Below are 21,748 nucleotides of genomic sequence, written 5' to 3' on the forward strand. Positions count from 1 at the left end.
CGCTGGTTTTATCATTTCTAGCGTACTGTAAAGCAGAGTTAAGCTTGCTATGGCAGCTAAAATTAACCTAAGGCTTCAGTTGCTGATTTCTTTTGAATTAATTCTATTTTGTATCCGTCAGGATCTTCCACAAATGCAATTTCAGTTTTACCGCCAGCAACTGGCCCTGGTGCACGAGTGATTTTGCCGCCAGCAGCAGCAATGGCATCACAACGGGCGTAAATATCTTCTTCACCTATGGCCAAATGTCCAAAACCATTACCCAAATCATAGGTATCGACACCCCAGTTATAGGTTAATTCGATAACCGCTTGGCCGGTAGTTTCTTCACCAAAACCAACAAAGGCGAGGGTGTATTTATATTCTGAGTTTTCTGATTGACGCAGCAATTTCATTCCCATCACTTGGGTATAAAATTGGATGCTGCGTTCTAGGTTGCCTACACGGATCATCGTATGAAGTAATTGCGACATGATATGCTCTCTTATAAAAATTTATCTGACTTTAACAAGCTCAGATGACAATGAAAAGTTTTGCTATACTGATTGATAAAAATTAAGTCTATCAAAGATCAATAGCCACTGATTAATCTCGAATAGATATTGAGTATATTTTGCTATGGCTCACATTTATGAGGTTAATTTTTGGGTAAATTAGCTTAAAGCGTTATTATTCAGTTATACCCATTTGGAGACAAGAAAATGAATACAGAATTAAAAATGGCATTAGGTACTACAGTTGTTATTGCGATTTGTTTTAGTGCATTTTTTGTGTCGATGTTTTAAGCACCTGCAAAAATAGATAGTCCAATGTGATCCATAATAAATAAATGTATTGGATATTAATTGATGAGTTAATATCCAATACATTGTTATAAAAACCCCCAAAGTGCCTGCGGTGCTTTGGGGGTTAATCTTCTGGGTATACCTTGTCTCTAAATTCGCACAAGTCTTCGATAATACAAGAACCACAACGGGGTTTTCTCGCCAAACAAGTATAACGTCCGTGTAGAATAAACCAATGATGTACATCTACTTTAAACTCACTCGGCACCACTTTAAGCATATTCAATTCAACTTGATCGACATTCTTTCCTGGGGCAAATTTAGTTCTATTTGCTAACCTAAAAATATGCGTATCGACAGCAATAGTAGGCCAGCCAAACGCAGTATTAAGGACCACATTTGCTGTTTTGCGTCCAACGCCTGGTAAGGCTTCTAGTGCTTCGCGGTTCTCTGGTACTTCACCCGCATGTAGATCAATCAGCATTTTACAAGCGTTAATCACATTAACCGCTTTGTTATTGTATAAGCCTATGGTTTTAATGTACTGCTTAAGCCCGTCAACCCCTAAGTCATAGATTGCTTGCGGTGTATTGGCAACCGGAAACAATTTATTGGTGGCTTTATTAACACTGACATCGGTTGCTTGTGCTGATAATGTAACCGCCACTAATAGCTCAAATGGACTAGAAAAGTTCAGTTCAGTTTCAGGCTTAGGGTTATTGTCTCTTAATCTAATCAGAATTTGGTGGCGCTTATCTTTATTCATAGTAATCGGTCAATTTATCGTTAAGTTAACGGCCGCTGAAGGTTACAGCGGATTAGTGTTAGTTGACTTTAGTGATCCGTGCCCGCGTAACGCTGACACCTTCAGTTTTGGGTTGTCGGGCTTTTACTCGGCTGTCGATGACATTTTTAAGTGCGATTAATAATCCCATGCCAATAAATGCCCCTGGCGGTAACATCGCTAATAAGAAGGGCGTGTCTACCTGCCATACATGGACGGTTAACACACTTGCCCAATCACCTAATAATAAATCAGCACCGTCAAACAGTGTCCCTTGACCAATGAGTTCACGGCTGGCGCCTAGCACGACCAGAACAGCTGTAAAGCCTAACCCCATCATTAATCCATCGAATGCCGAATGAGCTAATGAGTTACGAGAAGCAAAGGCTTCAGCGCGGCCGATAATGACGCAGTTAGTCACGATTAAGGGTAAGAAAATACCCAAGGACAAATACAAATTATAGGCATAAGCGTTGATCAGTAATTGCACGCATGTCACTAGTGCGGCAATGATCATCACAAACACTGGAATTCTAATTTCTTTAGGCACAAAATCACGTACTAAAGAGACTAAAATATTCGAGCCAACCAATACCAGTAGCGTCGCAACACCTAAGCCTAACGCATTCGCAATGGTTGCTGTAACAGCAAGTAGTGGACACAAACCTAACAGTTGCACTAACCCAGGATTGTTTTTCCATAACCCTTGAGCGGCTATTTCACGATAGTTACTCATGGTTGGCCTCACAGGCATAATGACTTTGATAAAGTGCTTGGCGATGCTGTTCAACAAATGTCATCGCTTTAGCTATTGCTTTAACATAAGCGCGCGGAGTAATGGTCGCACCGGTAAATTGATCAAACTGGCCGCCGTCTTTTTTTACTTTCCACATATTGGTGTTGTCGTTGAATAATTGACCACTAAAATGAGTCACCCAATCAGATTTTCGAAGATCAATTTTATCACCTAACCCCGGTGTTTCTTGATGAGAAAGAGTTCGAACTCCTAATATTTCGCCTTGATTATCAACGCCAATAATGAGTTTTATTTCACCGTTATAACCATCTGGAGCAATCGCTTCTATCGCTATCGCTACGGGTTGGTTCTCTTTATATGCAAGATATGCAGGTAAATCTGTATCGGTACCTAACAGTTCTGGCGAGTTTACCAAAATACATTGTTCACTGAGGACATTATCGTGTAATTCAGTCGGAATAATTTGGTTCAAGATTAAGGTTAATTGCTTTTGTTGCTGCAGTAATATGGTGTCACTGGTTAATGCATGCACCAAAGCAACCAGACCAGTACAACACAAGGCAAATAGGCCGAGTAACAGGCCATTTTTAATCATCGGGTTAGTGGTTAAAATAGACATAATTAATTTCCTGCTCGATGACCATAACTGCGGGGGCGAACATAATAATCGATAAATGGTGCGCACATGTTGGCCAGTAATACCGCAAATGCAACGGCGTCAGGATAACCACCAAAGGTACGGATTAGGTAAATCAATAACCCTATCATGGCGCCAAATATCAAACGACCGCGAGTACTCGTTGCGGCGGTAACGGGATCGGTGGCAATGAAAAATGCCGCTAACATGGTTCCACCTGAAAATAAATGCATAACAGGACTAACAAAGGTATCAGGGCTGATTAAAAAACCAATGCTGGCACAAACAAACAAGCTTAACAAAATAGAACCGCTTATGTGCCAGCGGATAACCTTGAGTTTTAGCATGATCATGCCGCCAATGAGATAGGCGAAATTGACCCAAAACCAACCTTCACCTACACTGCCAGAAAAGATGGTCTTAGTCATACTTTCAGTTGTGGTAAGGCCCATTGATAGATCAGTTTTTAATGTGTCGAGCGGCGTGGCCATCGTCGTGCCGTCTATCGCAATATGGAAAAAGTCTGCAGCATAGCCAGCGTTTAATTGAAAGATACTATTCAATGTATGTAACGCATCGGCGCTATTTAAGGTCAATGTTTGCGGTGCAACCCAAGAGGTCATTTGCACTGGAAATGAAATCAGTAGTAGTACGTATGCTGCCATGGCAGGGTTAAAGACATTATTGCCTAATCCACCATAGAGCTGTTTAACAATCACGATAGCAAATAATGTCCCGATAACAATCATCCACCAAGGTGCTAAAGGCGGAATAGCTACTGCAAGTAAGCTGGCAGTAACCAATGCACTATTATCAGCCAAGGTTGCGGTAATATTTTTGTTACGTAACTTGATTACCGCAGCTTCGGCTAAATAAGCCACTGTAATGGCCAGTAATAATTGCACTAAGGTGCCATAGCCAAAATAATAGCTTTGCACCGCAATACCAGGGATTAAGCATAACGCCACCCTTTTCATCACCATGTTGGTGTGCAATGTTGTACTGACATGTGGAGATGAGGCAATTTTAAATGCCATAGTGGTTATTCCTCTTGCTTAGCACTGTTAGCGAGTTTCTTGGCTTTCGCTTTGGCGACAGCGGCGGCAATTTTTGCTTTCTTGTCATCAACAGCGTCTGCTATTTTAATGACATCAGCATCACTTGATACGTTAATAGTTTCAGTAGCGTCGATAGTAGATGATACGATTGGCTGATGTGTTTGTGTCAACCCATTTGCTAACGCCGCTTTTTTAGCTTTTGCTTTAGCCACCGCGGCAGTAATTTTAGCTTTCTTGTCATCGACTGGATTGCTGCTATTGATAACATCAGCTTGATTCTTATCGGTTAACTCATCGGATAACGATGCTTTTCGAGCTTTAGCTTTAGCCACAGCGGCAGCAATTTTAGCTTTTTTGTTATCGACAGGATCGCTGCTATTGGTTTTGTCAGCATCGCTGTAAGTCTCGATTGTTTCATCCGCAACAAGGTTTTGTGACAGAACCGACTCATCTTTATGAACGGCTTCATTGGCTAATGCTGCTTTCTTGGCTTTTGCTCGTGCCACTGCTGCTGCAATTTGTGGTTTCTTAACGTTGATGGGCTCGACATTTTCAGTAGAACTATCAGCAGTGGTTGCTATGATATTGTGTTGATTATCGACTAAAGATTGAGCCGCTATTGCTGCTTTTTTTGCTTTAGCCCGTTCAATAGCGGCGCTGACAGCGGTGTTCTTTGTGTTGGCACTGTTTATCGAGGCACTGTCTATAAGTCGGCTGTCTGAACCGGTAACGGCAGTTTGCATCGCAGTCGATTCGGTTGTTGCATTTGCAGTTTGCGCTTTTTTAGCGGCAATACGCGCCATGGCTGCAGCAACTGCATCTTTATCGCTCGATTTCATATTCGCTTGGCGTTTAGCGGCTGCTTGTTTTGATTTTTCTTCACGAGCATTTTTTTCATCTTCGAGTCGTTGTAAGCGAGTTTCAAAACGCAATTTTGCTTTTTCTGCTTGTAGCTTTTCTTCAGCGGTATTTTTCAGTGCAGATTTCGCGACTCGATAGTATTCCACTAAAGGAATATCACTTGGGCATACGTAACTGCAACAACCGCATTCAATACAGTCTTTTAAATTAAAACTGGCCGCTTTATCATATTCTTCCGCCTTTGCGTGCCAGAATAACTGCTGTGGTAACAGTAATGCTGGGCAGGCAACAGCACACTCACCACATCGAATACAGGCTTTCTCATCGGAGTCAGGTGCAATTTCTGTCTGGCTTGGGGTGAGTAAACAGTTAGTGCCCTTTAATATTGGCACATCAAGGTTAGCTAATGCATATCCCATCATAGGGCCGCCGACAATCACTTTTTGAGAGTTATCGGGCGTAAAATTAACTTGTTTAAGTGCATCGGCCACAGTTGTACCTATTCGAAGCCAATAGTTTCCCGGTTTAGCAACGCGTTCACCAGTTAAGGTGACTACGCGTTCTATCAGCGGTTTACCGTGTAAAACCGCATCCTGAATAGCATATGCCGTGCCGACATTGTGCATAACAATACCAAGTTGGGCTGGAATTGCTCCACTGGGAACTTCTTTACCGGTAATAATTTGAATAAGTTGTTTTTCGCCACCAGAAGGGTACTTGGTAGGGATCACCGTGACGCGGATCATATCGTTAGACAAGACACTACGTGTAACCGCTGCTTGCATTGCTTGAACCGCTTCAGGCTTATTATCTTCAATGGCGATGATAATACGCTGTGGACTAAGTAAATGGTGAATGATGCTGATGCCAGTTAAGATTTGGTCACTGTAATCGCGCATCAATCGATCATCAGCGCTAATGTAGGGTTCACACTCAACGCCATTGATTATTACTAAATCTATTTCGCTGGCAGGGTTAAGTTTTACGTGGCTAGGAAACGCTGCGCCGCCCATACCTGCAATACCCGCTTGTTTAATTTTGTCCAAAATAGCTGGTTTTGACAGTTGTTCAAGCTGACTTGGTATTAGTTCACACCAAGTATCTTGACCATCCGCTTCGATGATGCAACTTAACACCGATAATGCCGAAGGATGGTTGCTACTGTGTTGCTCAACGGCGACAAGGGTTCCAGATGTAGGGGCGTGAACCGGTAGATATGTAAAACCAGCTCCTTCAGTGAGAGCTTGCCCTTTTAAGACTTTGTCGCCAACACTAACAATTAAGGTCGCTTGTTCGCCAACAAGAGGGATTGGGACCACAAATCGCGATAATAACGGCAACGATGAAATCGCATTTTGATTGGATAATGATTTAAGTTCGGGTGGATGTATCCCACCAGGAGAGCGCCACAAATTGCCTTTATCTAATTGTTCTAATAAGGTTAACACCGTTTGTCCTCCTGCTCAGGCTGGATTACATTTATAGGGATTGCACGTAACTTCCAATCCCAATTTTGTATTGTGGTTTCAACAGGGATCATGTCAATACAATCGACAGGGCAAGGTTCAACACATAAGTCACAGCCAGTACAGTCTTTGGCTATAACGGTATGCATTAATTTTCCGGCACCCAAAATGGCATCCACTGGGCAGGCTTGGATACATTTAGTGCAACCAATACATTCATCTTCGCGAATGTAAGCCACTTTTTTCACATTGGCTTGGGCCTCTTCACCTAACGCTTCTGGTTCTACACCCATGAGTTCAGCAATTTTTTCCATGGTAGCGGTACCACCAGGAGGACATTTATTGATTTTGTCGCCATTAGCAATCGCTTCGGCATAGGGCCGACAACCAGGGTAACCACATTGGCCGCACTGAGTTTGCGGTAGCAGAGTTTCGACCTGATCAATAATAGGGTTGCCTTCAACTTTAAACTTTTTTGAAGCAAAGCCAAGAATGACACCAAACACTAAAGCCAAAAGGGTTAATACAGCAACGGCTATAAATATACTTGTCATATTAACTAACCAGCCCCGCAAACCCCATAAAGGCCAATGACATTAAACCAGCAGTGATCATGGCAATAGCGCCACCTCTGAAAGGTAATGGCACATCTGCAGCCGCTAAGCGTTCGCGCATTGCTGAAAATAAAATTAATACCAGTGAAAAGCCAACCGCGGCACCAAAACCGTAAATAGCCGATTGAATAAAGTTATGGTCTTCATTGACGTTAAGTAATGCCACACCTAACACGGCACAATTGGTGGTAATTAACGGTAGATAGATCCCCAGAGCGCGATGTAATGAGGCACTGGTCTTTTGCACTACCATCTCAGTAAATTGCACTACAACCGCAATCACTAAAATAAAGCTCATGGTGCGTAAATAACTTAAGTCAAAAGGTTGCAGTAAAAACTCATTAGTTAAGTAACTCAAAATAGAGGCTAGGGTTAGCACAAACGTGGTCGCCATCGACATACCAATGGCCGACGCCAATTTGCTCGACACCCCCATAAAAGGGCATAGACCTAAGAATTTTACCAGAACGAAGTTATTTACCAGCACTGTGCCGATTAACAGGAGAAGGTACTCAGTCATTGCTACAATTTTTTGACCAATAGATACGAGTATTATCTTAGGTTTGACGCCGATAAACAACGGATAAAAAATAAGGTTAAACATAAAATGTTTAACCTTAGAATAAAAACGCTATATTTACCGTTTATTAACGTTGTATTTACTGTTTATTTAACAATAATTCAGGTTTGGCAATATAATATCCTTGTAGACCATCCACTAATAGTTTTTCTAGAGTCAGTTTTTCGTCTTGTTTTTCAACCCCAGTTGCAATCACGCGGATACTGATGCGTTTAGCGATATCTACAATCATTCTTACAAAGAACTTATTGTTGTTGTCTTGTTCTATATTGTCACTGTAACTGCTGTCTAACTTGATAAAGTCAGGACGTACTTCACGGAAAAATTTAAATGATGTAAAGCCTAAACCAAAACGTTCAATAGCCACTTTTGCTCCTGCTTTGTGGATCTCGCTAACAAATTGATGGCTTGACTCTAAATTAGTCTGCATTCCTGACTCATTAACCTCAAACACTAATCGAGCCGCTGTGCCACGATGTTTAGATAATATGTCTTTAAGCCACATGGTAAAACTGTCTTGCAGTGCGGAGGAAGCACTGATATTGACTCCCATATTGCCCGAAATACTTGGATTTTCACTGAGGATCTTAATCGTTTGGGTTACAATCATTTTATCTAACTCAACGCTCATACCATATCGTTCAGCCATAGCTATCACGGTGGTGGTAGGTAAATGTTTACCTTCGGCATTATAAAATCGAGCTAATAATTCACGATAGACTTCGGTGGCATTATTACAGGGTTGGATAGGTTGTTGATAAAACTTAACGCTTCTGCGACTGATCAAGTCGTCGATGGTGATCTTCCAATGATCGGTTCCAAACTGTTCATTACCCGATAGTTTTTCTAACTGGTAATAACGATTAGGCCCCAGCGTTTGCGCCACACTCACGGCTGTATCGGCTAATGCCATCAATGCTAATGGCTCGTTTCCTTGCTGATAGGGCACCATACCAGCATGCGCAATGGAATCACTTTTTGTGCTTTGTGCATACTCGTCAAGATAACGTTTAAGTTGTTCTAAGAACCGTTCACCTTCTTTAAGGGTAATGCTGTCAATAAACACGGCAAAATCACCGCTAGAGACTCGAAAGCATTCGCTTAATCCAAGATTAGTAACAGATTTTCGAATGCAAGTAGCCAGCTTTGCTAAATAATCATCACCTGCAGCACGGCCATGTAATTGGTTAACACTTGCAAGCTCAGCAGCCTTAACCACAACCAGAACACCATACTGTTGCTTATCCGTTTTACTAATAGCGTCAATATGCTGGGTAAAGCGTTGTCGTGTTGAAAATCCACTAACAGGATCTTGATATGCTGCTTTCGTTAATAGTTCATTCTCTTTACGAACGCGATCTAAGCTGAGTTTTAATTGGCTGCGACAGGTTTCTAATGCTTTACCGATGGGATTGAGTACCCCAGGGAAGCGAGATTGCTCAATAGCGAGGAACGACAAGTCCGGAATATGGACAATGTATTCAGCAGCATAATTTATTCTTCGGCGATGTAATTGAATTAGCAGCGCAAATAACAGCATCAACGACACATACGCGGTAATCAATAAGATAGCTGTTTGTTCTAAGTCATTAAAGCTGGTTGATAACACGCTTGCGGTGTCTAACCTAACCTGCAGGCGACCGTCGGGAAAGTTTTGTACATGACCTAATTCAATGTTAAAAATTTGGCTAGCGAAATCATCAGCAGGGCGGAGTAAGCTTCCGTGAGTAAAATTGTTATTACTGTCGACATTATGAATATATTGAAAAAACTGAAAAGAGAAGTCTTTTGACATGAGCTGGTATAACGCTTCTCCGCTACCATGCCATTGTTCAATGGTTTGCACATATTGCTGATAATTTGCACGTGCTATTTCACCTTGTTCTTGTACTTCATTATTTTCCACCGTATAAATTCGGTAAATTAATAAACCGAAAACGATAAAAAGAACCAGCTGAAAGGATTTCGATAAGCCCATAAAACATCCATTCCTATGAGTGTGTTTGACTAAGTTTGTTCGATTTGACACAGCCTTGTGCTGTAGGTGTTCGAACGGCGTTTTTAGTCAAAAGTATAATGCTCTAATAGTTTATATAGTAACCAATATTATCATAGCAGAAATGATATTAAATAATTATTAATCTAAGGTATTATTTTGTATAGAAAAACTAACGATATCGCATTGATGATATATGATTAACTAATAATAGTAACTGAGGTGAAACAAGCGATTAATTGAATAACATATTGAAATTATAAGGGAGGTTATATAGAAGCCGGAATTTAACAGAAGGGAGGTTACAGATAATAATGGCTCCCCAGACTGGACTCGAACCAGTGACATACGGATTAACAGTCCGCCGTTCTACCAACTGAACTACTGGGGAATTAATTATTACTTTTACTTATTGCTTGAATTGGCTCCCCAAACTGGACTCGAACCAGTGACATACGGATTAACAGTCCGCCGTTCTACCAACTGAACTATTGGGGAAGCGTATTATTTCAAACGTGTTATCTCGATGGCTCCCCAGACTGGACTCGAACCAGTGACATACGGATTAACAGTCCGCCGTTCTACCAACTGAACTACTGGGGAATTATTTCGATAACGGTAAATATTGGCTCCCCAAACTGGACTCGAACCAGTGACATACGGATTAACAGTCCGCCGTTCTACCAACTGAACTATTGGGGAATCATATTTACTTCACAACTAAAATCACTAAATGGCTCCCCAGACTGGACTCGAACCAGTGACATACGGATTAACAGTCCGCCGTTCTACCAACTGAACTACTGGGGAAGCGTTTTTAGCAATGTATTGCTGAGAACGGAGCGCATAGTAAAACGCTCTGGTAACTGAGTCAACTCGAGTTATAAAAAAAAACGCATTTATGTGACTAATTGGTTACCAAACACGCATCGTGAACGACTTTTGTTCATTTATGGCGATTTTTAAACAATGAAAACAAAATTAATCACTTAGTCATAAAATTCAATCTCAAGCTCATAACAGCTATATTTTGATATTTATATGGTAATTGATGTTTATTACTGCATTTTTTACGATTCACTTTTCAGAGGGGCAGTCATGGAGAACGTATAAACCTAGGTTAATGTTATTTTAACGCAATCGTAATGGATGAGATAACGCGAAATTATTTGATGTCTACAATATCTAACGGGCATATATGAAGTTAACAAAGCGTTTTGACGCCAATTTTTGTACATTAATCTAACGCAGTGAGTCACCGAGGCTGGTATTGTCCGTTATGGTAAATGTCGTTTTGACAGCTTACTTAGGTAAGCGAGTATTAAGTAGACTTTTGTTGCTCAACACTTTTTTGTTGAGCAACACATAGTGTCAATGGTGTAGCCAAATTTTATTATCGAGTGATAGCTTATGTGGGGATAACTCTGTTATCAAAGGGTTATAATTGATATATCCTCGACACACTCAGTGATCGCTGTGTGATGTTTTAGCCAAAGAGGTCAGTCACACTAACAATAGTGAGGCGATTATTTGAGTATGGTAATCATTGAGCGGCCATTGATTGGTCTTAGCCAATAATTACACGTGATATGCAATGGGTCGAACTGGTTGGATGTATACTTGTTCTTGCGCCATACGATCGCAGCGTTGATCGACGTGAAATACATCGCTAAGATAGATATCGGTTACCGATTTAAAATATTAGTTGAACTATTGTCGCTATCTTTCGTATTAATGCGCAAATGTAATTAAATTTCATCACAACTTTCTTACGCTTTTATGAAACTCACTTGGTCGCTACCCCGCAGCCTTATTGGGCTTTAGTGACTTATCCACTAAATCTGTGGATAAACTTGTGGACTTCTCTAATAAACGAGCTGCTACCCCTTGCAGCGCTTGAGTCGGACTTAAATTGGTACAAATATTTAGCGATAAGTTTAATTGTTTTTAATCAGCTAGATACAAAAATCAACTACTTTCTTTTTTCACTGTTCTCTCAGTTGCAAAATTGTAATCCCTTTGGACAGAAGATTGTGTATTAAATTGCGGTTTAGGCTCATTTTTAGGCGTATTATTGCCATCTGTTAATGATCTTATCGTTTTGTTTGTTACTTTCATATTAGGATCATTATTTTGTCATATTGATGAACGAAGTGGTTAATATTGATCTAAATAAAACATCTTAAAATTGATTAATAGAATGAGTTTTTATAATCGATTTCGGCACAGTTTTAAATAATAGTTGAAGCAGTGAAGTGCTATTATATATCGCCATTCACCTGTGTTTAGGTATATCATAAATGGTTCATTAGAATAGGAAACCGCCTTGTGTCAGAGTCAGTATTTTCCCTAGAGTCCAAATTTGAACCCGCCGGCGATCAACCTACAGCGATAAAAAAATTAGTTGATGGTTTAGAAGCTGGTGTAGCGAGCCAAACATTATTGGGTGTGACGGGATCCGGTAAAACATACACCATAGCGAATGTGATTAAGCAAATGGGCCGGCCGACCATCATCATGGCGCCTAACAAAACCCTTGCGGCGCAACTTTACGGTGAAATGAAAGAGTTTTTCCCGCACAACGCGGTTGAATACTTTGTTTCTTACTATGATTACTATCAACCAGAAGCGTATGTACCCGCGTCTAACACCTTTATAGAAAAAGATGCATCAGTCAATGCTCACATTGAGCAAATGCGTTTATCGGCCACTAAGGCGCTATTAGAACGTAAAGATGTGGTACTCATTGCCTCAGTATCGGCTATATATGGTTTGGGTGACCCCGATTCATATATGAAAATGTTACTGCATTTGCGCCAAGGTGATTTTATGGGGCAACGTGATATTCTCATTCGACTCAGTGAACTGCAATACAAACGTAATGATATTGAATTACAACGTGGAACATATCGAGTTCGCGGTGAAGTGATCGATATTTTTCCGGCAGAATCAGAACGCGAAGCCATTCGAATTGAATTATTTGATGATGAAATTGAACGCTTAAGCGAATTTGATCCATTAACTGGACAGATTAACAAGCGGATTGCGCGTACCACTATTTATCCGAAAACCCATTATGTGACGCCCCGAGAAAAAATTGTTGCTGCAACTGAAGATATTAAACAAGAACTGCGCGAACGTCGCCAATATTTACTCGACAACAACAAATTGATTGAAGCTCAGCGGATCACCGAGCGGGTACAATACGACATTGAAATGATGGTCGAGTTAGGCTATTGCTCAGGAATCGAAAATTATTCACGATATTTATCCGGTCGATCACCTGGAGATGGTCCACCAACACTATTAGATTATTTACCTGCGGATGGTTTACTGATTATTGATGAGTCACACGTGACGGTGCCGCAAATTGGTGCTATGTACAAAGGTGATAGAAGTCGAAAAATGAATTTAGTCGAGTATGGTTTTCGATTGCCATCAGCATTAGACAATCGTCCATTGATGTTTGAAGAATTTGAGCGGTTAATGCCGCAAACTATTTTTGTGTCGGCTACGCCCAGTTTATATGAACTTGAAAAAAGCACTGGCGAGATAGCAGAGCAGGTGGTGAGACCAACTGGACTACTCGACCCTGTACTTGAAGTTCGCCCGGTTGGTATTCAAGTTGACGATTTGTTGTCTGAGATCCACAAACGCGTGGCGGTGAATGAAAGGGTACTCGTGACCACTTTAACTAAGCGGATGTCAGAAGACCTCAGTGAGTATCTTGACGAACATGGCGTCAAGGTTCGTTATCTGCATTCTGATATTGATACCGTGGAGCGAGTTGAAATTATTCGTGATTTACGATTAGGACGTTTTGACGTACTGATTGGGATTAACTTATTGCGTGAAGGTCTTGATTTACCTGAAGTGTCATTAGTGTGTATTTTAGATGCCGATAAAGAGGGCTTTTTACGTTCCGAGCGTTCACTTATTCAGACCATAGGTCGCGCAGCTCGTAATGTTAACGGTAAAGTTATTTTGTATGCCGATCGCATAACAAACTCTATGGCTAAAGCCATGGATGAAACTGAGCGCCGACGAGAAAAGCAGCACTTGCACAATATTGCTAATGGCATTGTGCCCCGCGGAGTTGTAAAAAGTATTACCGATGTGATGGATATTGGTGATACTAACTTCAGTAAAGGGACGCGTAAAAATCACTCTAAATTTGCTGAAGTAGCCGAAGAACGTGCTAAATACACCAGTATTGCCGATTTGAGTCATCAAATTGATAAACTGGAGAAGCAAATGCACGAACATGCTAAAAACTTAGAGTTTGAGCAAGCTGCAGCGGTGCGGGATGATGTTAAACATTTACGCGATCTGATTATTGTTAACAGCTAATATCATCTTTTGGTATGTAAGCTGGGATCCAGCTCTATCATAACGGTTAACACAACAGCGATAATACTAACGTAGCCCCTTGTCAATTAACAATGGGGCATTAATTAAACTACTTAGTATTAACTGCTTTTTACTATAACGGCGACAGTAGAACTAAGCGCTGTTTGGTGGCTATTGATAAGCTAGCGTTGCAGTTAATATCGATTAGGGTTAGCACACGACCAGATTAACCATTAACAACGGTTTAAGCCTGGCCACTGATAATCTTAATGATATCAATGTATTAATTAAGGCATCAAACGGTATCATTTTATTTTAAATTGACCTATCTGATCTCTTAACTGTTGTGATAATTGGTCAACTTGGATACTGGCAGTATTTGATTGCAGGGCATTGGCGACGGTTAATCGCGATTCATCACTAATATTAACAATATTACGATTTATTTCATCACTTACAGCCGTTTGTTGTTCTGCTGCGGTTGCTATTTGAGTCGCCATATTGGCGATAATCGCTACAGACTGAGTAATTTGAGTTAGCGCATCACCCGCTTGTGCGGCTTGCTTTGTGCTGTTTATGGCTTGTTCACGACTGGATGTCATTACTGTCACCGCCCCTTTTACGCCAGACTGCAATTGACCGATCATTTGCTGGATTTGATTAGTTGAATCTTGAGTACGTTTAGCTAAAGTTCGAACTTCATCAGCGACCACAGCAAAACCTCGTCCTTGTTCACCAGCTCGAGCAGCCTCAATTGCAGCATTTAATGCCAGTAAGTTGGTCTGATCTGCAATCCCTCGGATTACGTCTAAAATAGTACCAATATTGTCGGTATCTTTTTGCAGTTGGTGCAGTGCATTAGCCGCTTGTTCAACACCTTTAGCAAGATGGTCAATTGAAATAATCGTTTGCTTTACAACGTTATCACCATGAAGCGCTTGTGCATCTGAGTCTTGTGCTGCTTGAGCGGCTAACTCAGCATTGTTTGCCACTTCAATAACGGTTACTTGCATTTGATTCATTGCGGTGGCGACTTGTTCCGTTTCACTTTGTAACCGTTGCATTCCATTTAAGGTTTCGTTACTGGCAGAAGCCAACTGAACACTTGTTGTGCCTAATTGTTGGGTATTACCATTAAAATCGATGATCAACTCACAAATATTAGCAACAAATATATTAAAGCTTGATGCCACCTTAGAAATTTCATCATCGCCACTATCGTCTAACCTTGCCGTTAGATCTTTTGCTCCAGATGCCACATTGCGCATTGAATCATCAAGTTTTTTCAGTGGGGTTAATATGCGTTGGTAAAGTACCATCATCATGATCACAATAAATAACCCGAGGACAATGCTGCCCCATAATTGTACCCTTGCTGCTGAAGTGGTTGCGATAAGCGTTTCAATAACAGTTGCAGTAAATTGTTCATCAAGTTGTTGTGCCAATTGATCTAAGTTTTCTGCTAAGTCTCCTGCAGCATCATCAAAGCCACCAGGGTCTTTCATTAATGAATTGCCTGCTTCGGTGCCTTGAGTTAAATAGGCATCGGCCATTTTTATACCTGAATCATACAAAGAATTGACTTGGCGTTTAATGTTTTGAGCCTGCATGGCAAATTCAGGAGCGTATTTAATCAACTCATCAATCTGTTGTAGAGCTCCTTGCTTGCTTTCAAGTGCTTCAGATTTTGCTTCATCACTTTTAGTTGCCCCCACATCGGTTAAAAATTGTTGTATTTGTACAACATAGTAACGAGTGTCTTTTAAAGCAAATATAGCATTTACTTGCAGCTCTTCTTTTTCAACATTCACATGTATTCGTGATTGCTGAACACTCATAACCCAAGATAACAAGATAAGTGACGTTAAAGTCAGCATCATGGTAATTTGGAGCATTCTCTTGATGGAGAACTTCATATTCATAAAAATACCTTAACGTAATAAAATTGATGACTTACAATGTAAAGAGAATAACGTGTTATAAAATTCATATCATTTAACAAGGTGAAATTTTTGAAGCTATGTCTAATAAATAGGTCGTTTAGTCGTATTTAGTTGTTAGACAGTAATTTACTGTTGTTTGGTTGCGACTAGGTTGTTTGTTCGTGGTGTTTAAGTTTCTTAATTATGATTATTATGATTTAAAAATCAACTTTTAGTCGTAGCAAATCAAAAAATCAATATTTGATTTGTTTTTGTTAAGGCTTAAAAATTAGTCAGTTGTATTGAGCGCTAGGTTGAGTATGGGATATTAAGCATAAAATGATATACGTATTAGAAATCGAAAAACAGTCAATAAAAAACGCGCCAATTGGCGCGTTTTTTAAAGTTTTGTATCATTAAGATGATTAGAAACTTGCTGAGCGAGGTGCTCGTGGGAATGGAATAACATCACGAATGTTATTAACACCAGTCACATACGATACTAAACGCTCAAAACCTAAACCAAAACCAGAATGAGGCACGGTGCCATAACGACGTAAGTCACGGTACCACCAGTAATCTTCTTGGCTTAATTCCATTTCAGCTAAGCGAGCATCAAGCACGTCTAAACGCTCTTCACGTTGTGCGCCACCGATAATCTCACCGATGCCTGGTGCCAACACGTCCATTGCGGCAACAGTCTTACCATCATCGTTTAAGCGCATGTAGAAAGCTTTAATGTCTTTAGGGTAATTTTTAACCACTACTGGCGCTTTAAAGTGTTCTTCAGCTAAGTAGCGCTCATGTTCAGACTGTAAATCGATACCCCATTCCACTGCGAACTCAAACTTCTTACCACAGTTTTTAAGGATTTCAACCGCTTCAGTGTAGTCCACTTGCGCGAAATCACTGCTAACAAAGGCTTGTAAACGTTCAATAACGGTTTTATCAACACGTTCGTTAAAGAAGGTTAAGTCATCCATACGTTCTTCAAGTACCGCTTTAAAAGCGAATTTAAGCATTTTTTCGGCTAATTCAGCAGCGTCGTCTAATGTGGCGAATGCCACTTCAGGTTCAACCATCCAAAATTCGGCAAGGTGGCGAGTCGTATTTGAGTTTTCAGCACGGAAAGTTGGCCCAAAGGTATACACTTTAGATAATGCACAAGCATAGGTTTCAGCGTTCAACTGACCTGAAACAGTTAAAAATGCTTCTTTACCGAAGAAATCTTTATCGTAATCAACTTTACCCGCGTCAGTGCGTGGTAAGTTTTCCATGTCCAAGGTCGACACGCGGAACATTTCACCCGCACCTTCACAATCAGAAGCGGTAATAAGCGGGGTTGATACCCAAATAAAACCCTCTTGATGATAGAAACGGTGAATAGCTTGCGATAAACAGTTACGTACTCGGGCTACGGCACCAATAATGTTGGTGCGTGGACGTAAATGGGCAAGTTCACGTAAATGCTCAATAGAATGACGTTTAGCCGACATTGGGTAAGTATCAGGATCATCAACAAAACCCGTGACCACAATTTCAGATACTTGTAATTCAAATGCTTGACCGGCACCCGGAGAGGCAACCACTTCACCTGTCATAACGACAGAGCAGCCAGCAGTCAATTTCAATACATCGTCATTGTAATTGGCTAGGCTATTTGGTACGACACCTTGAATTGGGTCAAAACATGAACCGTCATACACGGCCAAGAAAGAGATACCCGCTTTTGAATCACGGCGAGTTCTTACCCAGCCACGAACGGTGACTTGCGAACCAACGGCGTGTTCAGCTTTAAATACAGAAGCGACAGATGCAATGCTCATTGTTGCTTTATTCTCCAACGTATCGAATATAAATATAAAATTGGGGTTTATCTTACCTTGCTGGTGGCTTTTCTCAAGCTGAAAACGCTATTCTATAGAGATTATTGTGATACTTTTGAGTAAGTCGATTAAATATTTGGCGAATTAGCCCTTTATTGTCTCGTTAATCAAGGAAAAGGCCATGTCTCGTTTAGGTATTATACAAGTGGTATTAACGATTTTGTCATTATTAGGCTGGAGCTTAGCCATTTATGCATTGATTATCTTTGGCGAAGCCAGACCTGATCGCGCAGTAGGCTACTTTTTAAGTAAAGGTGTGTCAGTACGTTTAAATTGGGACCCTGAATTAACCATTAAATTAGAATACTTAATTTGGTGGTGTGCTGGGGTAAGCTTTCTTAATTTGTTGGTGAATTTTTACGCCAAAGCCACTACGCGAATTGGCTTTTGGGTTAATATCCCATTATTGTTTTTGGTATCGCTGTCAGCAGGTTTGTATATTCGTTACGTGGTGTAATCCACTGGCTTGTGGCTGATGCTATCAATAGATATAAACTGAATGATTGACACATCAACTTTGTTGCTAGTGTCAATTGTTCTAGTTCAAACCGTCTTTGTTTAAGTCTTCAGAGGTTGATGGTTAATTAACGTCTATATGTCGGCACAATAAGTCGATAATTGCGGCAGTAACCCCCCAAATAAATTTGTCTTCAAATGGCATAAAGTGCACTTTATACCGTGCGCCATGGCGGTAATGGAACATATTATGGCGGTTATTGCGTTCAATAAAAAAACTTAAGGGAACTAAAAAGCAGTCATCCACTTCACCGGGGTCGAGCATCAACTCAAAAGGCTGTTTGACCATGGCCACAACAGGGGTGATTTCAAAGCCGGTAAAGGTTTTATGAGCGGGGAACACTCCTAATATATCGACATTATCTGCCAATAAACCAATTTCCTCATGCGCCTCACGCAGCGCGGTATGGATCATATCAATATCCTCAGGTTCCACTTTGCCACCTGGGAAACTAATTTGTCCAGGATGGTGGCGTAAATGCATTGGACGGCGGGTTAAAATAATATGCAGTTGTTGCTCTATTTCCATCACTGCAATTAACACCGCTGCTTGGCGACCAAGATACGATAAGGGCGCAGAAGTTATCGTTGCACGCAGGTTATGTAAATTATAGCGTAAGGTAAATTCGTGTTTATTCATCGGTAACGTCTGAATCCTATTATTGTCACAAGTGTCGTTTACGCTGAGGTTTGCTAACATAAATTATGGCCAACGGCGAAACTTTACCAGCATAACAGAACTCTGCAATTGCTTGGTCTTTAACCTCAACTCAACATAACAGATGAAATAAAGTGATATTAATGATAATCCGTCTAGGGTAAATCTGTTATATAAAACCAATAATCAGTTGTGGTAACGATGTCGCCACGCCATGGTTTAATTGGTCATCCCCTCAAGAATCTGAGTGATCAAGCTTATGCTCAATATCAACATTGATAAATATACGGAGCAATACATTGGCTAATAAAATATGCCGTGTTAGTTGTTCAGTGTTATGGAATGAGTTTATTAATAGTGTCTATTGTAACGATCATTATTGATCCAACTTCAATAAAATGTGATTAAGCATTTGCACTGTTTGGTGCACTGCGCGCTATTTTTGTGCAAAAAACAAATGCTAAACACTTGTATTAAACAAGTGTGCTAATGTTATTTGTATAAAGTAAGTTATTGATTAACTTTAGATAATAGCTGTCATGTTACGGTAATTAATCTGTAGTCAATTTGTTATGATTAACTGGCATGGTAACTGCTGGAATTAATGCAGTTAATCATCGCGAGGAAGACAAATATGGGACTAGAGAAGTTGCTATATTTGCAAGGCGTAGGGGCAGAGTTTATCGATTGTTTTGGTAATCTTGTTCATATACCCGCTAAGGATAGGCAGGGCATTTTAACTACCATGCTGTTGCCGTCATCATTCCATGAGCACGATCATCTTCACGGTGTGAATGAGTCAGCGTTGCCGCCATTTAATGTAGATGCTTTTTCGCAACAACAATTATCAGCGCAACAGATAGCGGCAAGAATAGAGCAACTTGATGTTATGCCTTGGTTGATGCCGCTGCATGGGTTTCAATGGTGTGGCGTTGATAAACCTCATGTCGATATCTATTTACCAGAGCGCTATCCCTTTACTTTTATAATCACCATTCGCGGTGAAAATATTGACACTATTTGCATCAGCGCAAATGTTAATGATGCAGTTATTACTGGTGAATATCATATTAACGACCAGCGTTATTGCCAATATCGATTATTACTGAATCAACCAAACCAGCCGTTAGGTTATTACCACGTTAGCGTAGATTTTGTTAGTGACCCAGCCAAAACTGCAACGTTACATGGCCAATTGATGGTGGCACCATCGATGGCTTATCAGGGCCGTTTAACGCAGACGCTAACCGCCAATAAACAATCTTGGGGACTCAATGCCCAGCTATATGCATTACGCAATGATGAACAGTGGGGTATCGGTGATTTTGGTAATTTAGCTGAACTGATTGATTATGCTGCCCACGGTGGAGCTGATTTTATTTTACTTAATCCGTTACATGCTTTAGACATCAGCCAGCCAGATAATCCCAGTCCTTACAGCCCAACAGATCGCCGTCGATTAAATCCGTTATACATTCAAATTGAAGCGGTTTATGAATATAACGCGCTTAATGAAGAGTTATTATCTCAAAAATGGCAACAAAAAAGGCAGGTGCTTAATCAAGCCCATTTAATTAACTATGATGAAGTTCAGCAATTAAAATATGCTGCATTTGAAAAGTTGTATCAAATATTTTGCTCGGACCACGTGAAGCATGAAACGCCTAGGTTTAAGGATTACTTAGCATTTTTAGAACAAGATAAGATTGCGTTAATGCAGTTTGTGGCGATGGAGTTAACATTAGCCTCAAAATTTTTCACTCAAGATGCAGGCTTTTATTTATACCTGCAGTTTGTGGCTAATGAGCAATTACAAGCTTGTCAGCTTAATGCGAAACAATGCGGCATGAGTATTGGGCTTATTCGTGATTTAGCCGTAGGTGCAATTAGTCATGGGGCTGAAGTGAGTGCCAATGTTGATTTGTTTTGTGATAACGCCAGTATCGGCGCACCGCCAGACCCATTTGCAGAGCAAGGCCAAAATTGGGGCTTAGCCCCATTCGATCCGGTTAAATTAAAGCAACATAATTTTAGCCACTTCATCCAATTGGTTCGCAGTAATATGCAAAGTTGTGGTGCCTTGAGAATCGATCACGTTATGGGTTTACTGCGTTTATGGTGGTGGCCGTTGCAAGAAAATCTGGGCCATGGCAGTTATGTGTATTACCCGCTTGAAACCTTATTAGCGATTGTTTGTTTAGAAAGCCAGCAGGCGCGCTGCATTGTTATCGGTGAAGACCTAGGTATAGTGCCACCCGAAATTGTCTCTTGTTTACGCGACGCCGGTATTTTATCTAATGAGTTATTCTATTTCTGTAAACAACATCAAGGTTTTAAGTCACCAAAAGAGCATAAGCGCCAAAGCTTGATGATGCTGGCTAACCATGATGTACCAACACTGTTTGCGTGGTGGTCTGGGGCCGATTTACGCCTACGCCGTCAGCTTGAGCTGATTGAAACTGATGGCAAATTACAGCAGCTTTTATCCCAGCGTCAGCTGGAAAAACAACAATTAGTTGACTTACTTATCCGTGAACATGTATTTGAGCTGCCGGCTCCTACTGCCTCTGTTGAACAATTGGATTTTGACCCTATTTTACTGGCTTGGATAAGTGTTGCCGCTAAAAGCAATGCGCAATTGTTCAGTATGCAATTAAGTGATTTAGTGGCCGATAAACACGGGGTTAATATTCCTGGTACCTGGAAAGAGTTTCCTAATTGGCAACGCCGCTTACCGCTTTCTATTAAGCAGATGTCCCAAAGCCCTAAGGTGCAACAACGTCTTGAAGCGATAGCGTCAGCTCGACAATCTCGCAGCCATTCCCGTAGCAGCACTAGTGCTGTAAACACCCCTTCATCCGATAAACTCGGCCATTAA

At 40.8% G+C, this 21,748-nt stretch carries 15 protein-coding genes and 5 tRNA genes; 3 read left to right on the top strand and 17 right to left on the bottom strand.

Features of this window, described 5'->3' with window-relative positions; translation table 11 throughout:
- Positions 1–62: 62 nt before the first annotated feature.
- The 14 genes from gloA to EGC82_RS10310 all read right to left on the bottom strand — a co-directional run bounded on the left by gloA (position 63) and on the right by EGC82_RS10310 (position 10,348).
- Positions 63–473, bottom strand: a complete 411-nt coding sequence (gloA, locus tag EGC82_RS10245) for a lactoylglutathione lyase (RefSeq protein WP_124730673.1) — start codon at positions 471–473, stop codon at positions 63–65.
- A 436-nt stretch (positions 474–909) separates the two neighbouring features.
- The gene (gene nth / locus EGC82_RS10250) at positions 910–1,551 is read right to left on the bottom strand and encodes an endonuclease III (RefSeq protein WP_124730674.1); all 642 of its coding nucleotides are present in this window, start codon (positions 1,549–1,551) and stop codon (positions 910–912) included.
- A 58-nt stretch (positions 1,552–1,609) separates the two neighbouring features.
- Positions 1,610–2,305 (bottom strand): electron transport complex subunit E, encoded by a 696-nt coding sequence (locus EGC82_RS10255; protein ID WP_124730675.1) that lies wholly within the window; start codon positions 2,303–2,305, stop codon positions 1,610–1,612.
- Positions 2,298–2,921: an electron transport complex subunit RsxG gene (gene rsxG, locus EGC82_RS10260; protein WP_164839214.1), complete on the bottom strand. Its 624-nt coding sequence runs from the start codon at positions 2,919–2,921 to the stop codon at positions 2,298–2,300. Before rsxG ends, EGC82_RS10255 begins: the two co-directional genes overlap by 8 nt.
- 26 nt (positions 2,922–2,947) lie before the next feature.
- Positions 2,948–4,000 (bottom strand): electron transport complex subunit RsxD, encoded by a 1,053-nt coding sequence (rsxD, locus tag EGC82_RS10265; protein ID WP_124730677.1) that lies wholly within the window; start codon positions 3,998–4,000, stop codon positions 2,948–2,950.
- Between the two features lie 5 nt (positions 4,001–4,005).
- On the bottom strand, positions 4,006–6,330 hold the full coding sequence (rsxC, locus tag EGC82_RS10270) for an electron transport complex subunit RsxC (RefSeq protein ID WP_124730678.1): 2,325 nt from the start codon (positions 6,328–6,330) through the stop codon (positions 4,006–4,008).
- On the bottom strand, positions 6,324–6,902 hold the full coding sequence (gene rsxB / locus EGC82_RS10275) for an electron transport complex subunit RsxB (RefSeq protein ID WP_124730679.1): 579 nt from the start codon (positions 6,900–6,902) through the stop codon (positions 6,324–6,326). The genes rsxC and rsxB overlap by 7 nt, the downstream gene beginning before the upstream one ends.
- Before the next feature lies 1 nt (position 6,903).
- Positions 6,904–7,482 (bottom strand): electron transport complex subunit RsxA, encoded by a 579-nt coding sequence (gene rsxA, locus EGC82_RS10280; RefSeq protein ID WP_124732622.1) that lies wholly within the window; start codon positions 7,480–7,482, stop codon positions 6,904–6,906.
- A 139-nt stretch (positions 7,483–7,621) separates the two neighbouring features.
- Positions 7,622–9,520: an EAL domain-containing protein gene (locus EGC82_RS10285; RefSeq protein ID WP_124730680.1), complete on the bottom strand. Its 1,899-nt coding sequence runs from the start codon at positions 9,518–9,520 to the stop codon at positions 7,622–7,624.
- 333 nt (positions 9,521–9,853) lie between these two features.
- A tRNA-Asn gene (locus tag EGC82_RS10290) sits at positions 9,854–9,929 on the bottom strand.
- A gap of 31 nt (positions 9,930–9,960) precedes the next feature.
- Positions 9,961–10,036: transfer RNA gene (locus EGC82_RS10295), tRNA-Asn, on the bottom strand.
- A gap of 29 nt (positions 10,037–10,065) precedes the next feature.
- Positions 10,066–10,141: transfer RNA gene (locus tag EGC82_RS10300), tRNA-Asn, on the bottom strand.
- 23 nt (positions 10,142–10,164) lie between these two features.
- A tRNA-Asn gene (locus EGC82_RS10305) sits at positions 10,165–10,240 on the bottom strand.
- Between the two features lie 32 nt (positions 10,241–10,272).
- Positions 10,273–10,348 (bottom strand) — tRNA-Asn (locus tag EGC82_RS10310).
- A 1,518-nt stretch (positions 10,349–11,866) separates the two neighbouring features.
- Between EGC82_RS10310 and uvrB the strand changes: the two genes are divergently transcribed.
- On the top strand, positions 11,867–13,888 hold the full coding sequence (gene uvrB, locus EGC82_RS10315; RefSeq protein ID WP_124730681.1) for an excinuclease ABC subunit UvrB: 2,022 nt from the start codon (positions 11,867–11,869) through the stop codon (positions 13,886–13,888).
- A 305-nt stretch (positions 13,889–14,193) separates the two neighbouring features.
- Here uvrB and EGC82_RS10320 read toward each other — a convergent pair whose 3' ends face one another.
- Positions 14,194–15,810 carry a methyl-accepting chemotaxis protein gene (locus EGC82_RS10320; protein ID WP_124730682.1) on the bottom strand — a complete coding sequence of 539 codons (1,617 nt, stop codon included), beginning with the start codon at positions 15,808–15,810 and terminating at the stop codon, positions 14,194–14,196.
- Positions 15,811–16,235: 425 nt separating this feature from the next.
- Positions 16,236–17,636: an asparagine--tRNA ligase gene (gene asnS / locus EGC82_RS10325; RefSeq protein WP_124730683.1), complete on the bottom strand. Its 1,401-nt coding sequence runs from the start codon at positions 17,634–17,636 to the stop codon at positions 16,236–16,238.
- A 181-nt stretch (positions 17,637–17,817) separates the two neighbouring features.
- On the opposite strand from asnS, the gene EGC82_RS10330 reads away from it, so the two are divergent.
- Positions 17,818–18,153: a hypothetical protein gene (locus EGC82_RS10330; protein WP_124730684.1), complete on the top strand. Its 336-nt coding sequence runs from the start codon at positions 17,818–17,820 to the stop codon at positions 18,151–18,153.
- 123 nt (positions 18,154–18,276) lie between these two features.
- On the opposite strand, the gene EGC82_RS10335 is transcribed toward EGC82_RS10330, so the two are convergent.
- Positions 18,277–18,852 carry a CoA pyrophosphatase gene (locus tag EGC82_RS10335; protein WP_124730685.1) on the bottom strand — a complete coding sequence of 192 codons (576 nt, stop codon included), beginning with the start codon at positions 18,850–18,852 and terminating at the stop codon, positions 18,277–18,279.
- Positions 18,853–19,504: 652 nt separating this feature from the next.
- On the opposite strand from EGC82_RS10335, the gene malQ reads away from it, so the two are divergent.
- Positions 19,505–21,748 (top strand): 4-alpha-glucanotransferase, encoded by a 2,244-nt coding sequence (gene malQ, locus EGC82_RS10340; RefSeq protein ID WP_124730686.1) that lies wholly within the window; start codon positions 19,505–19,507, stop codon positions 21,746–21,748.

The sequence above is a fragment of the Shewanella livingstonensis genome (assembly GCF_003855395.1).
Taxonomy (GTDB): domain Bacteria; phylum Pseudomonadota; class Gammaproteobacteria; order Enterobacterales; family Shewanellaceae; genus Shewanella; species Shewanella livingstonensis.

Excerpts from the sequence above, each read along its gene's own strand:
- asnS (WP_124730683.1), bottom strand. The coding sequence starts at position 17,636 with ATGAGCATTGCATCTGTCGCTTCTGTATTTAAAGCTGAACACGCCGTT.
- EGC82_RS10335 (WP_124730685.1), bottom strand. The coding sequence starts at position 18,852 with ATGAATAAACACGAATTTACCTTACGCTATAATTTACATAACCTGCGT.
- EGC82_RS10255 (WP_124730675.1), bottom strand. The coding sequence starts at position 2,305 with ATGAGTAACTATCGTGAAATAGCCGCTCAAGGGTTATGGAAAAACAAT.
- EGC82_RS10285 (WP_124730680.1), bottom strand. The coding sequence starts at position 9,520 with ATGGGCTTATCGAAATCCTTTCAGCTGGTTCTTTTTATCGTTTTCGGT.
- nth (WP_124730674.1), bottom strand. The coding sequence starts at position 1,551 with ATGAATAAAGATAAGCGCCACCAAATTCTGATTAGATTAAGAGACAAT.
- EGC82_RS10320 (WP_124730682.1), bottom strand. The coding sequence starts at position 15,810 with ATGAATATGAAGTTCTCCATCAAGAGAATGCTCCAAATTACCATGATG.
- EGC82_RS10330 (WP_124730684.1), top strand. The coding sequence starts at position 17,818 with ATGTCTCGTTTAGGTATTATACAAGTGGTATTAACGATTTTGTCATTA.
- rsxA (WP_124732622.1), bottom strand. The coding sequence starts at position 7,482 with ATGACTGAGTACCTTCTCCTGTTAATCGGCACAGTGCTGGTAAATAAC.
- rsxB (WP_124730679.1), bottom strand. The coding sequence starts at position 6,902 with ATGACAAGTATATTTATAGCCGTTGCTGTATTAACCCTTTTGGCTTTA.
- gloA (WP_124730673.1), bottom strand. The coding sequence starts at position 473 with ATGTCGCAATTACTTCATACGATGATCCGTGTAGGCAACCTAGAACGC.
- rsxG (WP_164839214.1), bottom strand. The coding sequence starts at position 2,921 with ATGATTAAAAATGGCCTGTTACTCGGCCTATTTGCCTTGTGTTGTACT.
- rsxD (WP_124730677.1), bottom strand. The coding sequence starts at position 4,000 with ATGGCATTTAAAATTGCCTCATCTCCACATGTCAGTACAACATTGCAC.
- malQ (WP_124730686.1), top strand. The coding sequence starts at position 19,505 with ATGGGACTAGAGAAGTTGCTATATTTGCAAGGCGTAGGGGCAGAGTTT.